Below are 23,312 nucleotides of genomic sequence, written 5' to 3'. Positions count from 1 at the left end.
TTTTGTTTTTAAAATTAAACTAATTCTTTCCGGATAAGGTATTCTGCTATCTGAACGGCGTTAGTAGCTGCACCTTTACGTAAGTTATCGGCAACAATCCAAAGGTTTAAAGCTTTGGATGCTGATTCATCTCTCCGAATACGGCCAACAAAAACCTCATCTTTTTCGTGTGCATCTTTAGGCATTGGATATTTTAAATTTGCTACATCGTCAACTACAATAATTCCAGGCGATTTTTCTAAAATACTGCGTACTTCAGCCAAATCAAAATCATTTTCAAATTCAATGTTTACAGATTCAGAGTGGCCGCCCATTACCGGAATACGAACAGTAGTTGCCGTAACTTTGATGGTATCATCGCTCATGATCTTATTGGTTTCCTTAACCATTTTCATTTCTTCTTTGGTATACCCATTATCCATGAAAACATCAATATGAGGCAGAACATTTAAGTCAATTTCATATGGATAGGCTTTTGGACCATCAATGCCTTTACGTTCATTCATTAATTGCTCAACGGCCTTAACACCCGTGCCAGTAACGGATTGATAGGTAGAAACAACAACCCTTTTAATTTTATATTTATCATGCAATGGTTTCAAAACCACAACCATTTGAATGGTAGAGCAATTTGGATTGGCGATAATCTTATTATCGATAGAAAGTTCATGGGCATTAACCTCTGGCACGATCAATTTAATCGCAGGATCCATTCTCCAGGCTGATGAATTATCAATCACAGTAGTACCAGCTTCTTTGAAACGTGGTGCATGTTCTAATGAAGTATTTCCACCGGCAGAAAACAAGGCAATATCTGGTCTCATACCAATTGCAGTATCCATGCTAACGATTGGGAACTTCTTACCCTTAAAAGTAATTTCCTTACCAACACTCTTTTCTGAAGCTACGGGAATTAACTCTGTTAAAGGGAAATTTCTTTCCTCCAATACTTTTAACATTACGGTTCCAACCAATCCGGTGGCACCAACAACTGCTACTTTCATTTTAAATTTTAATTATTATATTTATAAAACATTTGATATAAGTCCAAATATGCTAAAAATTAAGCTTATATCCCTATTGTTACCCATTAAAATTGCATCGATTATTTTTAATCCTCACCCTGTCAGAAATGACCGGATTAAAAATATCAGCAAACACATCCCCAAAAAAGCTACTATAGCCAGTTCTTCAGGAAATAAGGCCTCACCTGGTTGTGCACGATCCATTCTCGTTCAGGATGATGTTTTAATTTCAGAGGTGTTATTCAATCCGAGGCCTGGTGGAGTGGATTTTGTAGAGATTTACAACAATTCCGGTCATGATATTGATTTAAGTGAATTGCAACTCGCCAATACCAATACTGCTGGTAAAGTAGCCAATATTAAAAATATTTCGGCTAAAAAATTAACCATGCCTGAGGGAACGTTTTGGGTAATTACGAGCAATCAAAAGAATATCCGGGAGAATTATGATGTGAAGTTTCCGAACCAACTGATTCAGATCAGCAGTATGCCGGCCTATAATAATGATAAGGGAACGGTGGTTTTGTTAAGCCATAATCAGGTATTGGACCGGTTAGATTATCAATCGAAAATTCATCATCCGTTAATTCAGGATGAAGACGGAATCTCGCTGGAAAGGGTATCATTCAAGGTGCCGGCAAATGAACCTGGTAATTTCACATCAGCAGCTGCAACAGCGGGGTTTGCCACTCCAACCTATCAAAACTCACAATCGTCAGCTGATGGCAATAGCGAAGTTTTTCTATTGTCTAAAACCTTTTCTCCGGATGGGGATAACTTTGAGGATGTGCTTAAACTGGAATACCATATGAGGCAGAATTCAAGCCTGGCTACGGTAAGTATTTATTCTGATAAAGGAAGGCTGATTCGAAAGTTGCTTAACAATCAAACCATCGGAACAAATGGCTTTTTAACCTGGGATGGTTTGGATGATCACGGAAGTATGTCCAATATCGGAATTTATATTGTCTTATTTGATGTCTTTGATTTACAGGGCTATACCAAAAGATTTAAGCTGGCATGTGTACTTGCTGGCAAGTTGAATTGAGCAATAATGTCTTGTCAGATCATAACTCAGAAAGGCGTTAACATGAAAAAGGTCGTAGCGAGAAAACACTACGACCTTTACTAATAAAATTTTGATGAGAAATTATAAAATGTTTTTCTTGATATAAGCGCAGCTTGCCGCAACAGATTCGATTGGGTTAGGCTTATAATTGGTTTCATGCTCAACAAAGAAATGTTTCATGCCTGATAACTTGGCATCAGCGAAAATGGGTTTCCAGTCAATACTTCCCGTTCCAACTTCTGCATTTAAAGCAGGATTTGTTTTGTCCATATCTTTTACATGCCACATGGTAAAACGACCTGGGTTTTCTGTAAATAATTTGATAGGATCATTTCCAGAGCGTACTACCCAGTATAAATCCAGTTCAAAGTCAACGAGTTTCTTATCCGTTTCATTTAACAAAATTTGATAGCCGGTGGTTTCTCCCTGTTTCTGGAATTCAAAATCATGGTTATGATAAGCCAGTCGTAAACCTGCATCTTTACACATTTTGCCTGCAATATTGATTTTGGCGGCAAGTTTTTTATAGTCTTCTGCATTTTTTCTGATACTGGCATCCAGATAAGGAATAGTAACATATTCACTGCCTAAAACCTTTGCAGCAGCAATAGCCGCTTTTAGTTCATCAGTGTTGCCATCAGCTAAATAAGTACCTAATCCATAATGCCCGCTAACTGCTTTAAGTCCGTTTGTGCTCAGTAGTTTCTTGAATTCTACAGGAGTTAAACCCCAAAACTGACCTTTAATAGAAAAGCCATAAGTTTCAACTTCTGTAAAGCCTGCTTTTGCCACTTTTTCAATCGTTCCCTTTAAATCTTTTGGCAGGTCTTCTCTTAACGAATAAAGTTGTAGGCCAACTGCCTTTTTCTGGGCTACACATGCAATTGATGGAGCCAAAAGTAAAGTTGCTACTGCTAAGCAACTATTGATGATGAAACTTTTTCTTGATAACATAATAATTAATTAAATGTCACAGATCTCAACGGCTTTTTTTAACGAAGCTATTTTATCTGCATTTTTAGGTATAAATTCTTGTGCAACGAAACCTTTAAAGCCGGTTTCTACAATGGCTTTCATAATTGCCGGATAATAAAGTTCCTGCGTATCATCAATTTCATTCCGGCCTGGAACACCAGCTGTATGATAATGCGCAATGTATTGATGATGATCCCGGATGGTATGAATCACGTCTCCTTCATCGATCTGCATATGATAAATATCGTAAAGCAGTTTAAAGTTTTCTGAACCTAAGCGTTTACACAGTTCAACACCCCAGGCCGTTTTGTCACATTGATAATCGGCATGGTTTATTTTGCTGTTTAACAATTCCATTACCAATACCACGCCATGTTTTTCTGCCAATGGCATTAATTGTTTTAATCCTTCTACACAATTATTCCAGCCGGTTTCATCGTCTTTTCCACGACGGTTTCCGCTAAAGCAGATTAAGTTTTTGTAACCAGCTTCGGCCACAAGGGGAATCATGGCAGAATAATTCTTGATTAAAGTTTCATGAAATTTTTTATCATTAAACCCATCAACGAGATTAATTTCAGCGCCGTTACACATAGAAGAAACCAGTCCATGTTTTTTAAGTATTGGCCAATCTTTCGGGCCAACCAAATCAATGCCCTTTATACCGATTTTTTTTGCTTCGGTACAAAGTGTTTCTACATCAAGCGTACTAAAACACCAGCGGCAAACAGCATGATTTACATTGCCTTTAAGTTTTTCAGATGGTTTTGGCTGATCCATAGCGAAGGATGATATACCCGATGAAACACCAATTGCGGCAGTACCTGCAATGATGTTCTTTAGTGCATTTCTTCTGTTTAATTTTGAAGGCATGTTAAAGGGCTTTAGCTTCTGATTTTGTTTTATCATTAAAAAGTACAGCAAAAAGCAGGAAGACTGCAGCAGCAATAACTGCAGGAATAATCCACACCATTTTCCAGTCGATTGCACCATCCGCTGCTTTATAAGTATCTGTTATTTTACCTGCAACCTCAAATCCGATAAGCATCCCTACACCATAGGTGGCTAAGGTAATTAAACCCTGCGCTGAGCTTTTGTATTTCTCGCCAGCTTTGGAATTGGTATAAATCTGACCGGATACAAAAAAGAAGTCGTAGCAAACACCATGCAACGCAATACCAATAATAAGCATAAAACTTAAATCGCCGGCATTACCAAAAGCAAACAATACATATCTAAGTGCCCAGGCAAGCATACCTACCAATATGGTTTTTTTAAAGCCATATTTCGAAAAGAAAACAGGAATGGCCAGCAAAAATAATGCTTCGGATATCTGACCGATTGCCATTTTTCCGGTTGGATTTGAAACTTTAATATCCGCTAAAAACAAACCGGCATTCTGATAATAAAATGCCAACGGAATACAAATTAATATAGCCGAAATAAAGAAGATGGCGAAGTTTTTATCCTTTAACAGCTTGAGGGCATCCAGACCAATTAAATCACCAATTTTGATTTTCTCGGTCGAAGAAACTTTAGGCGGTGTTTTAGGGAGGGTAAAGCTGAAGATACCCAGTACCAATGAAACAATACCAGCCATCAGGAAGGTACTTTTCAATAATCCCGATTGAATGCCTTCAGGAGAATCCCAATGGAAAACAAAACTAATAAGCAAGCCTGCAATGATCCAGCCGATGGTTCCCCAAACCCGTATTTTTGAAAATTCCTTTTCCGGATCCTGCATTTGGTTAAATGAAACGGAATTGATTAATGCCAATGTTGGCATAAATAAAATCATATAACCGAGTACATAAGGGTAAAATACACTTACATCAGTTGCCCTGTACATTTGATACATTAATACAGCGCCAACAATATGCAACACACCAAGTATTTTCTCCGCATTAAAATATCTGTCTGCAATTAAGCCAACAATAAACGGAGCGATAATAGCTCCCCAGGATTGTGTTCCAAAAACAGAAGCAGATTCTGATCCGCTTGCTTTCAAATTGTTGCCTAAAAATGTGCCCAGTGTTACAAACCATGATCCCCATATAAAAAATTCGAGGAACATCATGGTAGAGAGTTTAAAGCGGGTAGTGGTATTCATTTGGTTTATATAAATTTATTAGGTATAAGGTTTAAGCGAGGAATATAAATCCATCAATCTTTTGCCTTACGCTTTTAGCTTAATTTTAGTAAGGTTATTATGTTTAAGGTGTAAAGTTAAAGTGAGAAAGGAAACCCTCAAGCCTTTTACCTTACGCCCTAAACCTTAGTTATAATTCTTTTATAATGATGTTTTTGTACCAAACTTCATCACCATGATCCTGAAGGGCAATCTTGCCTGATTTATAAGTTCCCCAGTTTTCCCAATTAGCAAATTTGCTTCCGGCAACCAGCTTTTTCCAGTTTTCATCCCATAAGGTTGTTTTCACCACCTGAACCCCATTTAAAATTAGGGTTAAATTTCCTTTTTTACTAATAATTTCTGCTTTGTTCCATTCACCAACCGGTTTAACAGGTTCAGATGAGCTTTTGATTAAATCATATAAATCTCCGGCACGGTGTTTAGTTATTTTTCCGTCAGGATGACCATCATTATCCAATACCTGCATTTCTAAACCAGTAGAGTAGGTTGCATGGTATTTTGGTTCTTCATGAACGTAGAAAATTAAACCGCTGTTGGCCTTTGGTGCTACTTTCCATTCGTATTTTAAATGGAAATCTTTGTATTCTTTGTCTGTGACCAAATCGCCACCGCCATCAGTACCTTTGGTTTTAGGATCAAGGTGTAATGCATCTTCCTGAACCTGCCAGCCACTGCCCACATTGGTTTTATTGTAAGTATGCCAGCCAGTAGTTGTTTTACCATCAAATAAGGGTTTGAAGCCCTTTTGTGCCTGGGATATTTGTGTAACTGCCAACATGATGCAGGCAGAAAGGATTATTTTTTTCATTTTACTTCGGTTTTCATCATTGCGAGGAATGAGGAGTGTATTTTTATAAAGTTAAATTGTTCCAGCCTTTGCGATATTCACGTTTGACAAACTGATTGGCCTCATCGAAATTAGTAATTTTCATGTTGTCATTATCCCAAAGCATTTTCATGTACCTGCCCGGGTAAGTTACTTTACCATTTACCGTTTTTTGAATATCGAAACTTCTGATGGCTAAATTAGCCATTAATAAAGCCTCAGTTAAAGGGCCAGCAATTTCGAAAGGCGAACTTACTTCCTGTTTACCATAACCTGCAATTGCTGCTTCTACCCATTGTGCATAATGTCCATCGGCACCTCCTTTAACCCGGGCATATTTTTCTTTTACTTTAATGTCTTTGTTTCTGCTGAGTGGTAATAATTTCGGATTTGCACTATAGGTCTCCGACATCATTTTACCTTTTGTGCCGATAAACAAAGTACCATTGCCACCATCACCAAAGGTTTCGTTAGCTTCCAATTCAGCGGGGCGTTCCGGTTGGATACCTCCATCCATCCAGTGTAAAGTAACATCGCCTTTTGTTTTTTCCGTTTTAGGGAATTTCAGGGTAACATGGCTTGACGGCGGACAACTTTCGGGAAAATACCCACGTTTAAATTCATCCACATAAACAGATCCCACACTGGCTTCTACCTCTTTGGCATATTTTAAGTTTAAAACGCTGAAAGGCGCTTCAATTAAGTGACAGCCCATATCTCCCAGTGCACCGGTACCATAATCCCACCAGCCACGCCAGTTAAATGGCACGAGTTTATCTACATAATCCTTCTCAGGGGCTGTACCTAACCACAAATTCCAGTCTAACTCTTTTGGAATTTCTGCTTTTTTATCCGGCCATGGAATACCTTGCGGCCAAACCGGACGATTGGTCCAGGCATAAACCGTATGTACATCACCAATTAAGCCTGCTTCATACCATTCTTTCATTTGGCGCGGACCATCATTTGATGCGCCCTGATTACCCATTTGCGTAACCACCTTATATTTTTTCGCGGCAGCGGTTAAAATCCGTGCTTCATGAATATCGTGCGTAAGCGGTTTTTGAACATACACATGTTTACCAAGCTGCATGGCTGCAAGTGCCTGTATCGCATGGTTATGATCAGGTGTGGAGATAGAAACGGCATCAAAGTTTTTGTGTTCCTTATCCAGCATTTCGCGGTAGTCTTTATAGTATTTTGCTTTTGGAAATGCTTTTACACTTGATGCAGCACGGCGATCATCTACATCGCATAAAAAAGCGATATCTGCCTTACCACTTTTGGCAAACATGGCAATATCACCTTGTCCTTTACCACCCACGCCGATACCGGCAATCAGTAAACGGTCGCTGGGTGCTAAAAAACCCGGCCCACCTAAAACATGACGTGGAACAATCATAAATGCAGCGGCAGCTATGGCGCTGGTTTTAATAAAATCACGGCGGTTACTCGTGTTTTTATTTTCTTGCTCTGTTTTCATTAGAATTGTATGAGGTTTAAAAATGTATGCCTATTTCTTTTTTAAGGATAAGATATATTTAACCATCAATTTAGCATCGGCAGGTTTCAATGTTGAATGGGCTGTCATTGGCATAGTACCCCAAACACCTGTACCGCCCTTGATAATTTTATCTGCTAAATAATTGATGTTTTTTTCAGTTGCAGGGTATTTTTTAGCAATATCCATGTAAGAAGGACCAATAATCTTATTCACCTTATTATGGCAACCAATACAATCTGATTTGTTAATCAGCTTTTCGCCTGCACTCATTTGCATGGCATGACTGGATAATGTAGCTGTTGCCACTACCGTTTTTTCTTTTTCTAAGTCTGCTTTGGTAAAAGAGGCCATAAAAATAACTACAGCGCCTAAACCTAATAATGTTTTTTTCATTTGTGTGTTTTTAATAACATGTGATGCTGCAGGTTTGATGATCTGATGTAGAAAACCATGCAGATTTTCATGTTGTTAGTCTTGTAATCCTAATATTTTTTTGTTGAAAGCGCTATCACTACCCGATGCAGCAAAATCATCAAATGCTTTATCGGTTACTTTAATGATGTGATTTTTTATAAATTCGGCACCTTCTCGGGCACCGTCTTCCTGGTTTTTAATGCAGCATTCCCATTCCATTACGGCCCAACCTTTAAAATCGTATTGTGCCAGTTTACTGAAAATGGTTTTAAAATCAACCTGGCCATCTCCAGGAGAGCGGTAGCGGCCTGCTCTGTTTGCCCAGCTTTGATAACCACCAAATGTACCTTGCTTACCTGTTGGATTAAATTCAGCATCCTTCACATGGAATGCTTTAATGCGTTCGTGGTAAATATCAATGTATTGAATATAATCAAGCTGTTGTAATACAAAGTGAGATGGATCATACAATAAGCATGCCCTGTTGTGATTATTCACTGCCGCAAGGAACATTTCATAAGTTTCTCCGTCAAATAAATCTTCACCAGGATGAATTTCATAGCAAACATCTACACCACACTGATCAAATTCATTTAAAATAGGCATCCATCGTTTGCCGAGTTCGGCAAAACCTTCTTCTACTAAACCTGCCGGACGTTGTGGCCATGGATGGAAATACTGCCAGAGCAAGGATCCACTGAAAGTAGCATGTGCGTTTAACCCCAAATTTTGAGATGCTTTTGCGGCATATTTCATTTGCTGCACTGCCCATTCCGTTCTGGCTTTTGGGCTCTTGTGCAATTCTTTTGGCGCAAAGGCATCAAATAAATCATCATAAGCAGGATGAACAGCAACCAATTGCCCTTGTAGGTGGGTAGATAATTCAGTGATTTCCAAACCATAAGAAGCAATAGTGCCTTTTAAGTCATCAGCATAGGTTTTACTCTCGGCGGCTTTCTGAAGATCGATAAACCTTTTATCCAGGGTTGGCATCTGGATCCCTTTAAAACCCAGGCCTGCAGCCCATTTGCAAATGTTTTCCAGCGAATTAAACGGTGCATCATCACTGATGAACTGTGCTAAAAATACGGCCGGTCCTTTTATTGTTGTCATGCTTGTATTTAAATTTTATAATCCCACCATTTTTGGTCAGACTGGCTTGAGTTCACTACATTTTCAATGAATGCCATTCCCCGTATTCCATCATCAGCGGTAGGGAAATCTAACATTTCCGGTGTAGGTTGTTCCTGGTTCAGTTTTGCATTAACCGTTAAGGCAAAGTTTTTATAAATATTGGCAAATGCCTCAAGGTAACCTTCAGGATGTCCACCTGGTGTACGCGTATTGTGTTTCGCAAAGCTGCCCATATAACCATTACCTGTTCTGTAAATTTGAGCCGGTGCATCAGGCCATTTTGCAATCAGTGTATTTGGTTCCATCTGATGCCATTCTAAGCCCCCTTTTTCACCATAAACCTTTATTTTTAATGCATTTTCTTCACCTGCGGCAATTTGAGATGCAATGAGTACGCCATTTGATCCGTTATCGAACTTTAAAAGCACGTTTCCATCATCATCTATAGCTCTTCCAGGAACAACGATATTTAAATCCGCACAAATTTTGGCGATTTTCAAGCCGGAAATATATTCTGCAAGATGTGCTGCATGTGTTCCAATGTCGCCCATACTGCCACTTTTCCCTGTTTTGGAAGGGTCTGTACGCCAGGCAGCCTGAGCATTTCCCTCACGTTCAGACAAAGTACTTAACCATCCTTGCGGATATTCCACAATAATTTTTCTGATGGCGCCGAGCAAACCTTCACTTACCATTTGCCTGGCCTGTTTTACCATTGGATAGCCAGAGTAGGTATGCGTTAAACAAAGCGTTAAGCCTGTTTCTTCTACCTTTGCTTTTAACAGTTTAGCTTCTTCCAGGGTAAGCGTCATTGGCTTTTCGATCACCACGTTAAAGCCATGTTCCAGTGCCAGCATGGCTGGGGCAAAATGTGCGAAATTTGGAGTAACGATGGTTACAAAATCTATTTTTTCATCAGCAGGTAATTCACTTTCCTGCTGAATCATTTCTTCATAACTCTTATATATTCTGTTATCAGGGAGGAAGAGGATTTTACCGGATTCATAACCAACTTCCGGATTCACACTTAGTGCACCTGCGGTAAATTCGATTAAACCATCCATATTGGCCGCAAGGCGATGTACTGCACCGATGAAGGCGTCTTTTCCACCGCCTATCATGCCCATTCTTAATTTTCTTTTCATAGAGGTTAGGGTTTAAGATATAAGGTTTAAGGCTTTGGACTCCTAACCCTATACCTTAAACCTCATACCTTTTACCTATTAATTAAATGTTGTTTTTCTTTAATTCTTTCACTGCATAATCAGCAGCACGAGCGGTTAAAGCCATAAAAGTTAATGATGGGTTTTGACATGCGATTGAAGGCATACAGGCACCATCAGTTACAAACACGTTATTCACTTCATGCATTTGATTCCATTTGTTGAGAACTGAAGTTTTTGGATCATTACCCATTCTTGCCGTTCCCATTTCATGGATGGCCATACCCGGATAACAACCTGCATCATATGTTTTGATGTTTTTCATGCCCGCTTTTTCTAACATTTCTGCTGCATCATTCATCATATCCACACGCATTTTTTTCTCATTTTCTTTGTATTCGCAATCAATGGCTAATACTGGCTGACCCCATTTGTCTTTTTTAGTTTTATCAATGTAAACCTTGTTTTCATAGTATGGTAACATTTCTCCAAAACCGCCAAGACCCATGGTCCAGCTGCCTGGTTTCGTCATTTTTTCTTTTAAACCAGAACCAAATGAAAGTTCGGCAACATCACTTTGCCAGTTTGATCTGCTTGCACCACCCTGGTAACCGAAACCACGCAGGTAATCACGTTTATCATTTCCAATGTTTTGGTATCGGGGGACATAAATGCCATTTGCACGGCGTCCGTAGGTATATCTGTCATCAAAGCCTTCTGCTTCGCCTGAAGCACCACAGCGGAAATGATGATCCATTAAATTATGCCCCAATTGTCCACTTCCATTCCCTAATCCATTTGGATGTGCATCCGAAGTAGAGTTTAATAAAATAAAAGTTGAACCCAATGTAGAACCGTTCACAAAAATAATTTTTGCATAAAACTCCATGGTTTTGTTGGTTTCTGCATCGATTACCATTACGCCTTTTGCTTTTTTCGTGTCTTTATCATAAATGATATGATTTACGATAGAGTAAGGTCTTAACGTTAAACGTTTAGTAGCCATTGCCGCAGGCAGGGTAGAGGATTGCGTACTGAAATACGCACCAAACGGACAACCACGGCTGCATAAGTTACGGTATTGGCAGTTTCCACGGCCTTTATGAGGAACAGTTAGATTGGCTACACGGCCAATCATCATGATCCGCTCTCTTTTGTAATGCTCCTCAATCCTGGCTTTTACTGATTTTTCAACAATATTTAAGTCCATTGGAGGTAAGAATTCTCCATCCGGGCAGGTTGACCAGTTTTCTTTAGAACCACTTATTCCTGCAAAGCGCTCTGCATAATCATACCATGGAGAAAGTTCTTTGTAACGTAGAGGCCAGTCACTACCGTGTCCGTCTTTTGCATTATCTTCTAAGTTATGTTCACTTAAGCGGTAGCTCTGACGGCCCCACATTAAAGACTTACCACCAACATGAAAACCACGGTACCAGTCGAAACGTTTATCTTCTGTATACGGGCATTCCAAATCATTTACCCACCATTTTTCATTGGCCTCACTATATGGATAATCTCTTTTTTGTACCGGGTGCGTACGTTTTTGCTCTTCGGTTAATCTGCCTGCATGTTCAAAATCCCAAGGATTTTTCATGGCCGTTTCATAACCGGTAATGTGCTCAATGTTCATTCCTCTTTCGAGCATTAATACCCGTAAGCCCTTTTCTGTAAGTTCTTTTGCAGCCCAGCCGCCACTAATCCCCGATCCTATTACAATGGCATCGTAAGTATTTTCAGCTTTTAAATTTGTATTTAAATTCATGATGTTTTGTCGTTGTAGTTTTGAAATTAGGTAGCCCAGGATTTTTGTCCGGGTTTCAGCTTGGTATTGCCATCGTATCTTCCGGGAACAAGAATATATTCGCGGGCTTTGGTGCATCCAATTTCAGAAGAATAGTAGCCCAATAAGGTAAGATCTCTGGCCGTAATGAAAAAGTAAACCAGATCCTTGTTTTCTTCTGATTTTGTTTCTTTCTGGGCTATAGACATCAGTCTTAAATCAACCATTAATTTGGTGCGTTCAGGAACGGTTAAGGCCACATAACTTTTTTTGAAATCTTGCATCGACTTGTCTTGAAGTTGTTTGAAACCCCTTGCAAATGAGGTTTGCATTTCCTTCGGATAGCAATCCTGCATCATCATTGGAATGAATTTACCTAGGCCTGCAGCTTTAGCGCCGGCAGACGATTTAGTTGTCGGGACAATAATATCGGCAAATTCGGCGAAAATTTTTTGATCCTGTACTGAAAATGAAACAAAATTCTTTTCATTTTCAGGGAGTGTAAAACTTTCAAATAGAACGCCCATTGTACTCGCTGAGATGGCTCCTCCCAGTAAAAATGCAACGTTTTTGAGTGCTTCTCTTCTGTGCATCGTTTTTGTATTTTTATATATTGGTTATTTATGCGTTGGATAGGTAATATTAGAAAAAAATGGCATGATAATCAAATATGAAAGCTTTAATTCCGTATTCGCAATGCGATTGTTACTAAATAGAATTGTTCTAAATAATTAATTAATTACTGTCTTAAGTACGTTTATGTTGGTTTTTGTAGGCTAAATACTTCGTGTACTAATTACATTAACCTTAGATAAAGATAAGTTTTTTTCATAAATTCTCACCTCTCCTGCTTTTGAAAGATTTTTTTTTGTTTTGTTTTCTTTTTCTTCGCTCTAATTTTAAAATTTGTCAACTTTGAATTGGCATTATTTTTAGTTTTTATGATCGATTATCAGCACTGCACCGTAATAAAAATTCCTATTTATGTTGATGATACAAAGCAGTTTCCAGAAATATTGATTTATTCATTATCGGAAACACGCATCGCATATGCTTAGTACAAATATTTTATAGCCTTTTGTCTCATTTTTTTACCTTTGCACATTCTCAAAAAAAATATGCAGGAAGAAATTATTGTTTTAGGCTCTAATGGCCAGATTGGTACGGAGTTGGTTACCATGTTACGTAAGATATATGGTGATGATCATGTGGTTGCCTGCGATATCCGCAGACCTGATTATGACATCAAAAATTCTGCTCCTTTCGAGTTTGTAAATGTTCTGGATAAAGAAATGATCAATGGCATTTTCAAAAAATACAAACCTACGCAGGTTTATCTTTTGGCTGCTTTATTATCGGCAACCGGAGAACAAAATCCTAAACTGGCCTGGGATCTGAATATGAACGGTCTTTTAAATGTGCTGGATTTAGCACTTGAATATAAAGTGGCGAAGGTTTACTGGCCAAGTTCCATTGCTGTTTTCGGACCAAATTCACCAAAGGATAATACTTCGCAATTTTGTGTAATGGATCCGAATACGGTTTACGGCATTAGTAAGCTGGCCGGAGAGCGCTGGTGCGAATACTATAACCAGAAATATGGTTTAGATGTAAGAAGTATCCGGTACCCCGGATTAATCAGCTGGAAAGCTGCCCCGGGTGGCGGAACAACGGATTACGCCATTCATATTTTTCATGATGCCTTGAAAAAGGGAAGTTACCAGAGTTTTCTGAATGCAGAAACCGAACTGCCAATGATGTACATGGATGATGCCATCCGCGGCACTATTGAGTTAATGGATGCACCGGCCGATCAAATTTCTGTACGCAGCAGTTACAATTTTGGTGGCGTCAGTTTTACGCCGGAAGTGCTTGCGGCAGAGATTAAAAAACATATTCCGGATTTTACCTTAACTTACGCCAGCAATGATCCACGTCAGCAAATTGCCAATAGCTGGCCACGTTCAATTGATGATGGTTTCGCAACTAAAGACTGGGGCTGGAAACCTGGATTTGATCTGGCGAAAATGACAGAAGACATGTTAACGAATTTAAAGAAGAGCTAAAAGCTAAGCGAAAATAAAAGCAAAAAGCTGAAGGAATAAGTTAAAAAATAAATAATTAGGTACAGGGTTGGAAGGTTGAAGGCCTAAGGTCTCTTATCTCACATCTCCTATCTCAATACTAAAACATGGGAAGAGCATTCGAATTTAGAAAAGAAAGAAAATTTAAGCGTTGGGCCAAGATGGCCGTTCAATTTACGCGTATTGGTAAAGATATTGTAATGGCAGTAAAGGAATCCGGACCTCATCCGGAAACCAATTCACGTTTACGTACAGCCATGCAAAATGCGAAAGCTGTAAATATGCCAAAAGACAGGGTAGAAGCTGCAATCAAGCGTGCATCTGATAAGTCGATGGCTAACTATGAGGAAATTGTATATGAAGGTTATGCGCCTCATGGTGTTGCGGTTTTAATTGAAACGGCTACAGATAATACCAACCGCACCGTTGCCAATGTGCGTAGCTATTTTAACAAAACTGATGGTTCCCTGGGTAAAACAGGTTCCCTGGATTTTGTTTTCAGCCGCAAATCTGTTTTTCGCTTTGTTCCTGCTGAAGGTTTGGATTTGGAAGAACTTGAATTTGAATTGATTGATGCCGGTTTAGAAGAGTTATATGTAGAGGCTGATGAAGAAGGAAATGATATCGCGGTTGCACAGGGTGCTTTTGAAAACTTCGGTTCTTTGCAAAAAGCTTTGGAAGAAAAAGGAATCGAACTGAAAAGTTCCAAATTAGAGCGTATTGCTTTATCACATCATGAAGTAACAGAGGAGCAGGCAGCTGATGTATTAAAACTGATTGATAAATTAGAGGAAGATGATGACGTTCAGGCGGTTTACCATAATATGGCTGAATAGTAATTAATGATCAAGACCATATAGATTCTTAAAATCTATATGGTCTGAAATTTTATCTCTTCTGTCCAAATAACCAAGGCAGCAAGCCTGGTTCGGCAAAAGCATTATCCCAGCTGTTGTGGTTGGCATTTGGGTATAGCGTAAATTTTACTTCATCGCCAACGGTTTTCAACCTTTCGGCAATGGCCATTGAAAAGGCCGGATCTACAATATCATCTTTTCCACCGTGAAAAATCCAAAGGGGCACGTTTTGGTATTTTTTAATGTTGTTGGTGTTATCGCCACCACAAATGGCAAAAGCTGCGGCAAATGTTCTTCGCTGTCTTCTCAGTAATTCATAAGTGCCCATTCCACCCATAGAGAGGCCACCAACATAGACTTGTTTTTTATCGAGAAACGGTTTTTTTAGAAAATCTTTTACCATCCCTTGTAAGGCCCGCATGGCCCGGGTTGGTTTGCCAGCTTCCACAAAACTAAACTTTCTTTTCCCTTTATCATTCGTTGTGATGTTTACATTGGCCCAGTAACTATCTGCAGGGCATTGTGGAAACACCACAATTGCAGGGAAATTCTTCCTGATATCATCTCTCAGAAATAATCTGGCACCATGTGTTAATTGTTTTTCATTGTCGCTTCCGCTTTCGCCACGGCCATGCAATACAAATAAAACCGGATATTTTTGTGCGGGATTAAAGTTCTCAGGGAAGAGGATTCTGTAATGAATGGAGTCGCCTCTTTTGATAAAACTTCCATACTCGTATTTCTTTAAATCCTGGGCATTTAAAAGAGGGAAACTGAAAATTAAACAAAGGGATAGGATAATCTTTTTCATCTGACAAAAATAAAAAACCCTGATCATTTTGCAATGGGTCAGGGTTTAGTGAACCATTTGATTTCTTTATTTTAATGTAAAAGCAGCTTCTTTTACGTCTCTGGAATTGGTACCGATAAATACTTTAAAATCTCCTGGTTCAGCAACGAATTTTAGTTCTGAATTGTAGAATTTCAAATCATTTTCTGAAATATTAAAACTGATGGTTTTGCTTTCACCGGCTTTTAAACTTACTTTCTGGAAGCCTTTCAACTCCTTTACCGGGCGGGTAATGCTGCCCACCAGATCGCGGATGTATAATTGAACCACTTCTTTGCCATCATACTTTCCGGTATTACTCAAGGTAACCGATGCAGTAATTAATTTTCCTTTGGTTAAGGTGTTAGCACTTAATTTCACATCACTATAATCAAATGTGGTATAACTCAAACCGAATCCAAATGGGTATAACGGATCATTACTCACATCTAAATAATTGGAACGGAATTTTTCAAACCATTTTCCTTCAGCCAGAGGACGTCCAGTGTTTTTATGTGCATAATATAACGGCACCTGTCCAACGTTTTGAGGAAAAGTGGTACTCAGTTTTCCTGAAGGATTAACTTTGCCGAACAATACGTCTGCGATGGAATTTCCGGCTTCACTTCCCGGGAACCAAACATTTAAAATGGCAGGGATATTTTCTTCTTCCCATTTCAATGCCAGTGGGCGGCCAGTGAACAGCACCAAAACAATTGGTTTTCCTGTTTTGGCTAAGGCTTTAAGTAAGTTCTTTTGTGTTTCCGGAATTTGGATATCCGTAACACTACTGCTTTCCCCTGTAAATTCAGAACCTTCGCCAAGTGTAGCCACGATGACATCGGATTTTTCGGCCACTTTTAAAGCTTCTTTAATCATTTCTGCCTCTGTGCGTCCATCCCGTTTATATGTAGGATTGTGCACATTTACATAACGGTGCTCCATGGCAGAATCGGCCAGGAAATTAGAGCCACGAGCAGTTAAAATCCTGGCATCGTTGCCTAAAGCATTTTTTAATCCTTGTAATACGGTAACAGACTTATCAAACAAGGCAGCAACACTCCAGGTTCCATACATGTTCGCGGTGTTATCTGCCAGTGGGCCAATTAAACCAATGGTACCTGATTTTTTTAAGGGCAGAACGTTGTTGTTGTTTTTAAGTAATACGAAACTTTCAGCTGAAATATCACGGGCTACCTGACGGTTTTCGGCGTTGAAAACATCTTTTTCGGCTCTTTCTGTACTTAAGAATTTATAAGGATCAGTAAATAAACCCAGTTTATATTTCGCCTGAAGGATTAAACGGCAGGCCCTGTTAATTTCATTGATGCTTACTTTTTTCTCTGCCAGTGATTTCTTTAACGTGCCTAAAAATCCTTCGCCAACCATATCCATATCAATGCCGGCATTCATGGCCAATGCAGATACCGTTTGTAAATCGCCCATTCCGTGCGCGATCATTTCAGGAATACCTGTATAATCGGTTACCACGAAGCCTTTAAAACCCCATTGGTTGCGTAGAACATCAGTCATTAACCATTTGCTTCCTGTAGCCGGGATACCATCAACTTCGTTAAATGAAGCCATGATACTGGCTGCACCGGCATCTACAGCTGCTTTATAAGGAGGGAAATATTCATTATACATCCTTACCTTGCTCATATCAGTCGTATTGTAATCTCTGCCTGCTTCAGCTGCTCCGTATAAAGCATAGTGTTTTACACAAGCTAAAATTTCATTGTTGGCTTGTAACCTGCCCTGATAGCCTTTTACCATGGCTGCTGCAATTTTTGAACCGAGGTAAGGATCTTCACCACTGCCTTCAGAAATCCGGCCCCAGCGTGGATCGCGTGAAATATCTACCATAGGGGAGAAGGTCCAGTTAATACCGCTTGCACTGGCTTCAATGGCTGCAATTCTGGCTGTTTTTTGTACCAGATCCATATCCCAGATACAGCTAACACCTAATGGAATTGGGAAAACAGTGTTATAGCCATGAATGACGTCCATACCAAAAAGTAATGGAATTTTCATTCTGCTCTGTTCTACCGCAACCTTTTGTACCGCTTTGATTTTTTCTACACCTTTGATGTTGAACAAACCGCCTACCTGTCCGGCTTCGATTTTTTTACCAATGTCGCTGCTATTGGCTTGTCCGGTAGTGATGTCTCCGGAACTTGGTAAATTCAGCTGCCCAATCTTTTCATCAACTGTCATTTTCGACATGAGGTTGGTGATAAAGGTATTCATCTTTGCCTCTTCGGGAGATACTGTTTTTTTGTTTTGTGCTGATGCGTTCAGCGCAAAGGATGCTAATAAAATAATCAGGATTTTCGCTCTATTCATTATATGTGTGTTTTATTCTTTTAAAATTAATCTACTCTCTTTACCGTTGTTTTCTCTGAAACGCCATTTTCGTTGATGGCTTCAATTGAAAAGTAGTAGGCTTTCTGGCTATCCATTGCCTTAAACCAATATTCATTAAAATCATGTATCATGATGCAGTTATACAGTTTATCTGGCGCTGTTCCATAATACAGGTTGTAGGCAAAAGCATTGTCAACAGGTTCCCATTTAATGTAAGCACTACGTTTATCTTTTTCAGTTCTTAATACCACTAGATTTTCAACTGCTGATGGTTTTTTGCCGTTTCCATTTCCGAAAACACGTAAACCGCTTATGGCAAACTTTCCGGTGGGCATATGGATATTGACCATTTTGATAAACCTGGTTTTAACCGGTTTCTGAAGTTCGATGTAATCATGAGGCACATCCGTTTTGTTTTTGCTTTTATCAACCAGCATGGTCCACTTCTTTCCGTCAGTTGAAGAAAGAATCTGGTATTGGTGATAAATTCCAATTTGTTTACCTATAAACGTGGCATCCTGATCAGCATAATTAATCTGAATGGCATTAACAGTGGCCAGGCTGCCTAAATCAGTTTGAATCCATTCACCTTTATTCGCTGTTCTGGCGCTCCAATAGGTTTTAATATTTTCATCAACTGCATTGTTGGCGTAGAAGCTACCCAGTGTGGAAGAAACCATTACGGGCTTTTTATAATTGATCAGCATCCAGCCTGGTCCGGCAGGGCCATTTTCTTTTCTTTCAGCTGGAAGATATAGCGGATAATCTCCAAATGCGGTATTCGTCCACATCACGTCATCCTTGTCAAACCCTGTTGGCCAGATGCCCATCCGGCGTTCCCAGGTATTTTTAACGCAGATGATGCTGGTGGAAATGTGCCAATAATTTTTAGCATTATCCTGAAAGGTGGCACCATGGCCTGCACCCCGTGAAAACCCACCACCTTTATAACTTAAGGGGTCAGATTGTGGTGTAAACTGCGTATCGTAAAATAAAGGTTTGCTTCCTACCACCACACCATCAGAATACCCGCTGAATTCTGTTCCCGGCGCACCATATTGGAAGTAATATTTGCCATTGTGCTTGGTCATCCAGGCACCTTCGGCAAAAGGATCTAAAAAAGTATTATCCATATATTCTCCAAAGCGTTGCCAGCCATAGCGCCAGCTTTCGAGTAAATACATGGGCGTTCGTGTTCCTTTAGGTTTAAAGGTTTTGCGGTCTAACTCTACACCATACATCGGGTAATTATTACTGCTGCCGTTGTACATGTAAAATTTGCCATCATCATCTGTAAAAAAGGAAGGATCCCATCCGCCAATTTCCAGCGAATCAACCAGCGGAAACCATTTATTGCCTTTGGGGTCAGTGCTTCCCCATAAAGTGAAGTTTTTGGTATAGGTACTGCCGAAGACGACCATGGTATCACCTACAATGCCTACGCCTGGGGCACAAAGCTCATCTTTGGTTTTATTCCACGGGCGAAGAAATTTGCGTTCTACAAATTTCCAGTTCAGCATATCGGGACTGTGCCAGTAACCCCATTGGTTGGTACTGAAGAGGTAAAAGTCGCCTTTGTAATTTACAATTACAGGGTCGGCTGTGGCACGGTGTTTTCCCCATTTGGTAAAATCTTCAATAGGAGTGTAACCATAATCAACATTGATGGGGTTACAATAGGTTTTTTGCTGAGCATAAATGCGATAGCTATTGCAAAACAGCACTGTAATTACAAATATTTTGAATAAATGTTTAGCCATTATTCCTTCGTAATTAATTAAAAATGGTGATTCTAGCGCAGCTGGAACAGCCTATCGCCATGCCACTTACACTGAGCCCGGTAACATGCGTACGATGTTCCCAGTAAACCCACATATCATGGGCACCTCCCGCAGAAGTTAATTTTACGGTATAGATGTCACTATTTTCAGGTATTTGTCCGATAACTGTCGCATTTGGCGTATTCGGAGCAATAAAAAAAGAATAAGTGCCACCACTGGTGTTGTTCTCTAACTGTACATAAATGCCGTCGCTGGTTGAATTGGTTGCGGTTACATTTACGGTAGCAAATTTTGCTTTTATTGTTTTATGTTTAACCTTTGGTAGGGTTGTAAAACTTGAGTTAAGGATTACGAATCCCATCATTGCTGTCAATATTAAAATTACTTTTTTCATGGTTTTTGAATTTAGGTTTAAATATATGATGGCTAAACATTTATATGGAATGCTAAGGTTTAAACTGGAAATCGAGTTTTGTTAACCCTTTTTGTACGTCGGAGTTACTCATGAATAATTTCCATAATAAACCTGATCTGTAATTTTCGATCATCACCACCATTGGCCCCTGATCGATGCCTAAATATCTTTTAGGATACCAGTTCTCACTTTCAGAAAAAGCATCATAGAAGCCATATTTACCCCAAACCTTATCACCTAAGTCTTCATAAAGATGGCGGATAACCTTCATTGATTCTTTTGGTGTATATGGGATGGATGAAATGGCTGCGGTAGGAGAGATTACCCCGAAATCTTCCTGTGGATTATGCGCAGCATAGCCTTTAACCGAGTAGCTTGCGGTTAATCCCCAGCTGTTTTCGCCATATCCTTTAAACTTCTCAGGATTAGCCACACAGTAATCATGAATGGCAAGGGTATGGTTAACATTATTTTGCCAGTAATCGGCATAGCGGTCTTTTAAACCTTTAGGATTTAATCCGAGATAGGAATAATGTGCCCAGAATAATGGACCAACAGATTTTTTTTGTCCCTGATATTTCAATGTGAATGGATGACCATATACCTTAAAATCAGCTTTGATTGCGCCATTGTCGGCCCAGCCCTGATGATAAACTTCGGCAGGAACGGTATGGGTAGGTGATGCAGCTGCTAAAACATACATAATTAAACATTCATTATAGCCCTTAACAGGAAAGTTCATTTCCCACTGGTATTCCGGCGACCAATGCCAGTATAGTACATTCTGGTTGCCGTTGCGGTACCAGTTGAAATCAATACCCTTCCAAAGTTCATCGGCTTTTTTTGCCAGGGCTTTATCTTCAGCAGATCCGTTTTTGTAATAAGCATCGATACAAATCAGTGCCTGGGCGACAAATGAAGTTTCGACTAAATCGCCTCCATTATCTTTTTGTCCGAATGGACGCACTTTACCGGTTTCCCCGTAAAGCCAATGCGGCCAGGCGCCGTGGAAACGATCAGCCTTAGCCAGAAAATCAAGTATTTTACTCAGGCGTGTTAAGCCATCATGTTTCGTTACATAACCCCTGTCTATTCCACTTAAAATGGCCATTAATCCGAAACCTGTTGCTCCTATCGCTACCGTACTTTTGTCATTTTCAGGATAAATATTATCAACATGATAACGTTCTCTTCCTGCACCGGATGTAGGTTCGGCACCATCCCAAAAATATTGGAAGGTTTGTTTCTGAACAAGGTCTAAAAGTTCTTCATCAGAAAGATTTTTTTTAATGGTTTGCTGAGCACTATCATTGGTGTTTTCTTTTTGTGCACATGATGAAAGTGAAACCAGAAGGAGCGAGAAAATTAGGATGTTACGGATAAGGTAAGTTTTTAACATAGCGGTTTAAAAAAAAGGTTGCCAGATCATCTGGCAACCTTTATCAAAATTTTTATTAGTAACCAGGATTCTGCGTGAGCAAGCCTCCACTCAATTCAATTTCTGTTTGTGGAATAGGCCAGACTTCATTTTTGTTGGCTTTCCAGCCTTTAACACCAAATACTTCAGCACCTCTACCTTGACGGATCACATCAAAATAACGGTCATTCTCTAAAGCCAACTCCACTTTTCTTTCCCTGTAGATGGCTGAACGAAGTAAAGCTTTATCTGTTGTGATAACATCAGGAAGAATTCCAGTTAAGGAGCCTCTTGCACGTGCACGCACTTTATTTAACGATGTTAAAGCAAGTGATGGATTTCCCAATTCATTGGCTGCCTCAGCATTCATTAGTAAAATATCTGCAAATCTTAGCGCTCTGAAATTTTGCTGAGATCCCTGATTTCCGGCAATGTACATGCTGAATGGAACATATGATTTTTGATTATACCCAATATTTACTAAATTGGTTTTGATAATATCTCCTTGTGGAGTAGTTTCACCAGGAAAAATTATAGTCGCATCTCTTCTTGGATCACCCGTTTCAAAGCCGTCAATTAATACCTGAGATGGTGTGTTAAAGCCCCAACCTCCTGCCGGTTCTCCGGCTACACCCTGAACCTGGCTATATTGCGAGTTCGAGGCATCTAGGTTTGTAGGATAGTATTCACATTGAACTTCAAACAAAGATTCAACATTGTTTTCATTTTGGGTGCGAAACCCTTTTTCAAAATCTGGAAACAGAGCATAACCCAAAGATATGACCTGATTGGTTAATGATAATACATCACTCCATTTTTGTTGATACATGGCTACTTTAGCATGCATACCAATAGCTGCTCCTTTTGTAGCTCTGCCCAAGTCTGCAGCACCATAAGAGGCCGGTAATACTGCAGCAGCTTCGTTTAAATCCTTTTCAATCTGCGCATATACGGCTGCCTTATCTGCTCTTGGAATATTATATTCTGAAGCATCTGCGGGAACCTTAAGCCTAAGGGGAACACCACCATAAGCTCTGACTAACCTGAAATAAGAATAAGCCCTCACAAATTTGGCTTCAGCCAGATAACGCGATTTTAAACTTTCATCCATAGAAATGGAAGGAATGTTATCCAATACCTGGTTGCAGAGATTGATATTTCTATACTGACCTGTCCAGAAACTTTGTAAAGAACCTTCAGTAGAAGTAACAGTGAAGGTATCATATAAATTAAAGAAGGTAGCATCAACTGGTGTACTGCCCTTATCTGCCTCGTCAGAGCCTGTACTTTCTATGGCTATAGCGGGAAAAGCCAGGTTTTCCCATGTACGTAAGTTTCCATAAATCGCGTTAACCGCTTTAGTTGCATCATCTTGGGTTTTCCAGAACTGCTGCGCAGCCTGTTGCCCTTGTGGATCTACATCAAGAAAGCTTTTTTTACAGGAAGATGCGAGCATTAAAGTGGATAACACACCAACTGCACACCATCTTTGTAATTTTATGTTCATATATGTTTTC

At 39.6% G+C, this 23,312-nt stretch carries 20 protein-coding genes; 3 read left to right on the top strand and 17 right to left on the bottom strand.

Features of this window, described 5'->3' with window-relative positions:
- Nucleotides 1-14: 14 nt before the first annotated feature.
- Nucleotides 15-1,004 carry an aspartate-semialdehyde dehydrogenase gene (locus OQX64_RS17255; RefSeq protein WP_265819709.1) on the bottom strand — a complete coding sequence of 330 codons (990 nt, stop codon included), beginning with the start codon at nt 1,002-1,004 and terminating at the stop codon, nt 15-17.
- A 49-nt stretch (nt 1,005-1,053) separates the two neighbouring features.
- Between OQX64_RS17255 and OQX64_RS17250 the strand changes: the two genes are divergently transcribed.
- Entirely contained in the window at nt 1,054-2,073 is a 1,020-nt protein-coding gene (locus OQX64_RS17250) for a lamin tail domain-containing protein (RefSeq protein ID WP_265819708.1), read from the top strand.
- A gap of 102 nt (nt 2,074-2,175) precedes the next feature.
- Here the strand turns inward: OQX64_RS17250 and OQX64_RS17245 are convergent, their stop codons facing one another.
- The 10 genes from OQX64_RS17245 to OQX64_RS17200 all read right to left on the bottom strand — a co-directional run bounded on the left by OQX64_RS17245 (nt 2,176) and on the right by OQX64_RS17200 (nt 12,638).
- Entirely contained in the window at nt 2,176-3,048 is an 873-nt protein-coding gene (locus OQX64_RS17245; RefSeq protein ID WP_172406411.1) for a sugar phosphate isomerase/epimerase family protein, read from the bottom strand.
- Between the two features lie 9 nt (nt 3,049-3,057).
- A complete protein-coding gene (locus OQX64_RS17240) occupies nt 3,058-3,942 on the bottom strand; it encodes a hydroxypyruvate isomerase family protein (protein WP_265819707.1) in 885 nt (294 codons plus the stop codon).
- A 1-nt stretch (nt 3,943) separates the two neighbouring features.
- A complete protein-coding gene (locus OQX64_RS17235) occupies nt 3,944-5,179 on the bottom strand; it encodes a nucleoside permease (RefSeq protein WP_088299319.1) in 1,236 nt (411 codons plus the stop codon).
- Nucleotides 5,180-5,348: 169 nt separating this feature from the next.
- Nucleotides 5,349-6,029, bottom strand: a complete 681-nt coding sequence (locus OQX64_RS17230; RefSeq protein WP_265819706.1) for a 3-keto-disaccharide hydrolase — start codon at nt 6,027-6,029, stop codon at nt 5,349-5,351.
- A 43-nt stretch (nt 6,030-6,072) separates the two neighbouring features.
- Nucleotides 6,073-7,530, bottom strand: coding sequence for a Gfo/Idh/MocA family protein (locus OQX64_RS17225; RefSeq protein ID WP_088299321.1), 1,458 nt, complete (start codon nt 7,528-7,530; stop codon nt 6,073-6,075).
- A gap of 30 nt (nt 7,531-7,560) precedes the next feature.
- Nucleotides 7,561-7,944: a c-type cytochrome gene (locus OQX64_RS17220; RefSeq protein ID WP_265819705.1), complete on the bottom strand. Its 384-nt coding sequence runs from the start codon at nt 7,942-7,944 to the stop codon at nt 7,561-7,563.
- A gap of 75 nt (nt 7,945-8,019) precedes the next feature.
- Nucleotides 8,020-9,078, bottom strand: a complete 1,059-nt coding sequence (locus OQX64_RS17215; RefSeq protein WP_265819704.1) for a sugar phosphate isomerase/epimerase family protein — start codon at nt 9,076-9,078, stop codon at nt 8,020-8,022.
- An 8-nt stretch (nt 9,079-9,086) separates the two neighbouring features.
- Nucleotides 9,087-10,244, bottom strand: a complete 1,158-nt coding sequence (locus OQX64_RS17210; RefSeq protein ID WP_265819703.1) for a Gfo/Idh/MocA family protein — start codon at nt 10,242-10,244, stop codon at nt 9,087-9,089.
- 82 nt (nt 10,245-10,326) lie between these two features.
- A complete protein-coding gene (locus OQX64_RS17205) occupies nt 10,327-12,027 on the bottom strand; it encodes a GMC oxidoreductase (RefSeq protein ID WP_172406412.1) in 1,701 nt (566 codons plus the stop codon).
- 26 nt (nt 12,028-12,053) lie between these two features.
- Complete coding sequence (locus tag OQX64_RS17200) at nt 12,054-12,638, bottom strand: gluconate 2-dehydrogenase subunit 3 family protein (protein WP_088299325.1); 585 nt, start codon at nt 12,636-12,638, stop codon at nt 12,054-12,056.
- A gap of 525 nt (nt 12,639-13,163) precedes the next feature.
- On the opposite strand from OQX64_RS17200, the gene OQX64_RS17195 reads away from it, so the two are divergent.
- Together OQX64_RS17195 and OQX64_RS17190 are read left to right on the top strand one after the other, a co-directional pair.
- Nucleotides 13,164-14,111: an NAD-dependent epimerase/dehydratase family protein gene (locus OQX64_RS17195; protein ID WP_265819702.1), complete on the top strand. Its 948-nt coding sequence runs from the start codon at nt 13,164-13,166 to the stop codon at nt 14,109-14,111.
- Nucleotides 14,112-14,236: 125 nt separating this feature from the next.
- Nucleotides 14,237-14,965, top strand: a complete 729-nt coding sequence (locus OQX64_RS17190) for a YebC/PmpR family DNA-binding transcriptional regulator (RefSeq protein ID WP_088299327.1) — start codon at nt 14,237-14,239, stop codon at nt 14,963-14,965.
- Nucleotides 14,966-15,017: 52 nt separating this feature from the next.
- On the opposite strand, the gene OQX64_RS17185 is transcribed toward OQX64_RS17190, so the two are convergent.
- From OQX64_RS17185 to OQX64_RS17160, 6 genes are all read right to left on the bottom strand, one after another.
- Nucleotides 15,018-15,797 carry a prolyl oligopeptidase family serine peptidase gene (locus tag OQX64_RS17185; RefSeq protein WP_265819701.1) on the bottom strand — a complete coding sequence of 260 codons (780 nt, stop codon included), beginning with the start codon at nt 15,795-15,797 and terminating at the stop codon, nt 15,018-15,020.
- Nucleotides 15,798-15,863: 66 nt separating this feature from the next.
- The gene (bglX, locus tag OQX64_RS17180) at nt 15,864-18,161 is read right to left on the bottom strand and encodes a beta-glucosidase BglX (RefSeq protein ID WP_265819700.1); all 2,298 of its coding nucleotides are present in this window, start codon (nt 18,159-18,161) and stop codon (nt 15,864-15,866) included.
- A 26-nt stretch (nt 18,162-18,187) separates the two neighbouring features.
- A complete protein-coding gene (locus OQX64_RS17175) occupies nt 18,188-19,942 on the bottom strand; it encodes a family 43 glycosylhydrolase (protein ID WP_265819699.1) in 1,755 nt (584 codons plus the stop codon).
- Nucleotides 19,943-19,955: 13 nt separating this feature from the next.
- Nucleotides 19,956-20,357: a hypothetical protein gene (locus tag OQX64_RS17170; protein WP_088299331.1), complete on the bottom strand. Its 402-nt coding sequence runs from the start codon at nt 20,355-20,357 to the stop codon at nt 19,956-19,958.
- 52 nt (nt 20,358-20,409) lie between these two features.
- A complete protein-coding gene (locus OQX64_RS17165) occupies nt 20,410-21,777 on the bottom strand; it encodes a glucoamylase family protein (protein ID WP_265819698.1) in 1,368 nt (455 codons plus the stop codon).
- 55 nt (nt 21,778-21,832) lie between these two features.
- Nucleotides 21,833-23,302 (bottom strand): RagB/SusD family nutrient uptake outer membrane protein, encoded by a 1,470-nt coding sequence (locus OQX64_RS17160; protein WP_265819697.1) that lies wholly within the window; start codon nt 23,300-23,302, stop codon nt 21,833-21,835.
- Between the last annotated feature and the right edge of the window lie 10 nt (nt 23,303-23,312).

Source organism: Pedobacter sp. GR22-10, assembly GCF_026239715.1.
Classification (GTDB): Bacteria; Bacteroidota; Bacteroidia; order Sphingobacteriales; family Sphingobacteriaceae; genus Pedobacter.
This window is presented reverse-complemented; position numbering and strand designations above follow the sequence as displayed.